Annotated in this window: 3 protein-coding genes; all 3 read left to right on the top strand. The window is 68.7% G+C overall.

Going from position 1 to position 3,971, the window contains the following annotated elements; translation table 11 throughout:
* The coding region (locus tag ACTHL9_RS03650) for a DUF3516 domain-containing protein (protein ID WP_440517383.1) at window positions 1-2,196 on the top strand (2,196 nt) is incomplete at its 5' end.
* A gap of 9 nt (window positions 2,197-2,205) precedes the next feature.
* Window positions 2,206-2,703 (top strand): N-acetyltransferase family protein, encoded by a 498-nt coding sequence (locus tag ACTHL9_RS03645; RefSeq protein WP_440517382.1) that lies wholly within the window; start codon window positions 2,206-2,208, stop codon window positions 2,701-2,703.
* A partial coding sequence (locus tag ACTHL9_RS03640; protein ID WP_440517381.1) for an alpha/beta fold hydrolase occupies window positions 2,700-3,971 on the top strand: 1,272 nt, incomplete at its 3' end. The genes ACTHL9_RS03645 and ACTHL9_RS03640, both read left to right, overlap by 4 nt.

Raw genomic sequence — 3,971 nt, 5'->3', positions numbered from 1 at the left:
GCGCCCATCATCTGCTGCACGGCCGAGATCCTCGCGAACCACGCGCTGCGCGAGGGAGCCGCCGCCGAGCTGGGACCCGTGGTGATGGACGAGTTCCACTTCTACTCCGACCCCCAGCGCGGCTGGGCGTGGCAGGTGCCGCTGCTCGAGCTGCCGCAGGCACAGTTCCTCCTCATGAGCGCCACGCTGGGAGACGTGAGCCGCTTCGAGCGCGAGCTCACCGAACGCACGGGGCGGACGACGACGACGGTCGCCGGCGCCGAACGTCCCATCCCGCTGCACTACTACTACGAGGAAAAGCCGGTCCACGAGACGCTCGAGGAGCTCCTCGCGACGAGGCAGTCGCCCGTATATGTGGTCCACTTCAGCCAGCTCGAGGCGATCGAACGCGCCCAGCAGCTCATGAGCGTGAACATGTGCACCCGCGAGGAGAAGGACCGGATCTCCGAGCTTATCGCACGGTTCCGCTTCGCGGCGGGGTTCGGCAAGACGCTGAACCGGCTGGTGCGGCACGGCATCGGCGTCCACCACGCGGGGATGCTGCCGAAGTATCGGCGCCTCGTCGAGCAGCTCGCCCAAGCGGGACTGCTCAAGGTGATCTGCGGGACCGACACCCTCGGAGTGGGGATCAACGTCCCCATCCGCACGGTACTGCTCACAGCTCTCAGCAAGTACGACGGCCAGCGCACGCGCCACCTCAACGCGCGGGAATTCCACCAGATCGCCGGCCGCGCGGGGCGGGCCGGGTTCGACACGGCGGGGACCGTCGTCGTCCAGGCGCCCGAGCACGTCGTCGAGAACAATCGTGCAATGGAGAAGGCCCGCGCGAAGTTCGGCGACGACGCGCGCAAGCTGCGCCAGGTCGTGAAGAAGAAGCCGCCCGAGGGCTTCGTCTCGTGGGGCCGTCCGACCTTCGAACGGCTCGTCGAGGCGGCGCCGGAGCCCCTCAGCTCAAGCTTCACCCTGACCCACGCGATGCTCCTCAACCTCGTGGCCCGTCCCGGAAACCCCGTCGCGGCGGCGCGGCGACTCCTCGAGGAGAACCATGAGCCGCGCACAGTCCAGCTACGGCTCATGCGAAGGGCCCTCGGGATCCTCCGCGAGCTCCTCGCGGCCGGGGTCGTCGAGCGGATCCCGGAGGAGGAGCGGAGCGCGGACGACCGGGCGACGGGAAGGACGCTCCGCCTGACCGTCGATCTGCAGGAGAACTTCGCCCTCAACCAGCCCCTCTCCCCCTTCGCGCTCGCCGCCCTCGACCTTCTCGGCCCGGAATCGCCGTCGTATGCCCTCGACGTCGTCTCCGTGATCGAGGCAACGCTCGAGAAGCCACGGCAGATCCTGTCCGCCCAGCTCAAGCGCACCCGCGCGGACGCCGTCGCCGCGATGAAGGCAGACGGCCTCGAGTACAGCGAGCGCATGGCGATCCTGGACACCGTCACGTACCCCGAACCGCTCAAGGAGCTGCTCGAGGCGGCGTTCGAGGAGTATCGGAAGCACGCGCCGTGGGTCGGGGACTTCGAGCTCGCGCCGAAGTCCATCGTGCGGGACATGTACGAACGCGCCATGGACTTCGGCGAATTCGTACAGTTCTACTCCCTTGCCAGGAGCGAGGGCATCGTGCTGCGCTACCTGACCGACGCGTACAAGGCCCTGAGCCAGACCGTGCCCCAGGATGCCCTGCGCGAGGATCTCGAGGACCTCATCGCGTGGCTCGGGGAGCTTGTCCGGCAGGTGGATTCGAGTCTCCTCGACGAGTGGGAGGAACTGACCAGCGGACACGAGCTGCATCCCCACGATGCGCCCCCTCCTCCGCCGCCTGCCCTCACCTCGAACCGGCGAGCCTTCCGGGTCATGGTGCGGAACGAACTCTTCCGGCGTGTCGAGCTGTTCGCGGACGAGGACTCCGAGGCGCTCGCGGCGCTCGACCAGGAATCGGGCTTCGGCATCGACGCGTGGGAGGACGCCCTTGACGCGTACTTCGACGAGCACGAGGACATCGGCACGGGTCCCGCAGCGCGCGGGCCCCAGCTCCTCATCATCGACGAGCAGCCGGGCGTATGGCATGCGCGGCAGATCTTCGACGATCCGGCGGGCAACCACGACTGGGGCTTCTCGGCAGACGTCGACCTCGCCGGCAGCGACGAGGCGGGCTCCGCCGTCATCCGTGTGACCCAGATCGGCCGGCTGGACGGATAAGTTGGGAGGATGAGCCTTCCGTTGGTGTCCACCCGACTGCGTCCCGCCCAGCCCCAGGACGTGCCCGCGATCCTGGAGCTGATCCATGACCTCGCCGCGTACGAGCGCGAGCCGGATGCGGTCAAGAACACGGTGCCGGTGCTGACCGGACAGCTCTTCGGCGAGCACCCCGCCATCTTCGCGCACGTGGTCGAGGAGGAGGGGACCGTGATGGGCTTCGCCCTCTGGTTCCTCAACTACTCGACGTGGGAGGGCACACACGGGATCTATCTCGAAGACCTCTACGTCCGGCCGGAAGCGCGGGGCCGGGGCTACGGGAAGGCCCTGCTCCAGGAACTGGCCCGCATTGCCGTCGACCGCGGCTATGCACGGGTCGAGTGGAGCGTCCTCAAGTGGAACGAGCCCTCAATCGGGTTCTATCGGAGCCTCGGGGCGGCGGCGATGGAGGAATGGGACACCTTCCGGCTCACCGGTCCTTCGCTTGCCGCCTTCGGGGCGGCAGAGTGACGCGTTCCATCCCTCCGCACCGGGTCCTCGCCGAGCACTCGTTCCGCGGCGTCCGGGCGGTCGAGCACGTCTTCCGCGTCCCGCTGGACCACGGCAGGCCGGACGGCGAACAGATCGAGGTCTTCGCTCGGGAGTACACGTCAGCGTCCCACCCCGTCGACGCCGCCGCGCGCCTCCCGTGGCTCGTCTTCCTCCAGGGCGGCCCCGGTGGGCGCGGAAACCGGGTCACCTCGCTCACCGGCTGGATGAAGGAGGCCGCGAAGGACTTCCGAATCCTCATGCTCGACCAGCGCGGCACCGGGCTCTCCACACCGGCAGATCGGACAACCCTCCCCCTGCGGGGCGACGCCGCCGATCAGGCAGCCTACCTCGCGCACTTCCGCGCCGACTCGATCGTGCTGGACTGCGAGGCCATCAGAAGGGCGCTCGGGTCCGGGCCGTGGACCGTCTACGGCCAGAGCTTCGGTGGCTTCTGCACGCTCACTTACCTCTCGATCGCGCCCCACGGCATCCGTGAAGCCCTCATCACGGGCGGCCTCGCGCCGCTCGACGGCCGGGCCGAGCGCGTGTACCGGGCGACGTACGCCCGCCTGACGGCGCGGAATGCCGAATACTTCGCATGGTACCCAGCCGATCGCCAGCGCGTTGCCGATATCGCCGAGCATCTTCGGACGCGCGATGAACGCCTTCCCGACGGCAGCAGGCTCACTCCGGAGCGGTTCCAGCTCGTGGGGAACCTCCTCGGAGGGAACACTCGGATCGATTCGCTGCATTATCTGCTCGAGGACGCCTTCACGCGCGGCGTCGAGGGGATGCGGCTCTCCGACCCGTTCCTCCATCAGGTGTACGGCACCGTGACGCGCGCCCCGAACCCGCTGTACGCGGTCCTCCACGAGGCGATCTACGCGCAGGGCGAATCCACGGACTGGGCGGCGTGGCGCGTGCTCAACGAATACCCTGCGTTCAAGCCGGATTCCGCCGAGCCGCTCCTCCTCGGCGAGATGGTATGCCCGTGGCTCTTCGAGCAGGATCCGGCCCTCGCACCGCTCGCCGAGACGGCGGAGATCCTCGCCGAGAAGGCGGACTGGGGTTCGCTCTACGACCCCGGGCGCCTCGCGGTGAACGACGTCCCCGTCGCCGCGGCCGTCTACCGGGACGACATCTACGTGGACTGGGAGCTCTCGCTCGAGACGGCGGGGCGGGTCCGCAACCTCCGGCTGTGGGAGACGGCGGACTTCCACCACGATGGGATTTCCGACGACGGCGAA

Origin of the sequence: Sinomonas sp. (genome assembly GCF_051955515.1) — a bacterium.
Taxonomy (GTDB): domain Bacteria; phylum Actinomycetota; class Actinomycetes; order Actinomycetales; family Micrococcaceae; genus Sinomonas.
The sequence above is the reverse complement of the archived record's forward strand: the minus strand, read 5'-3'. Positions and strand labels throughout refer to the sequence as shown.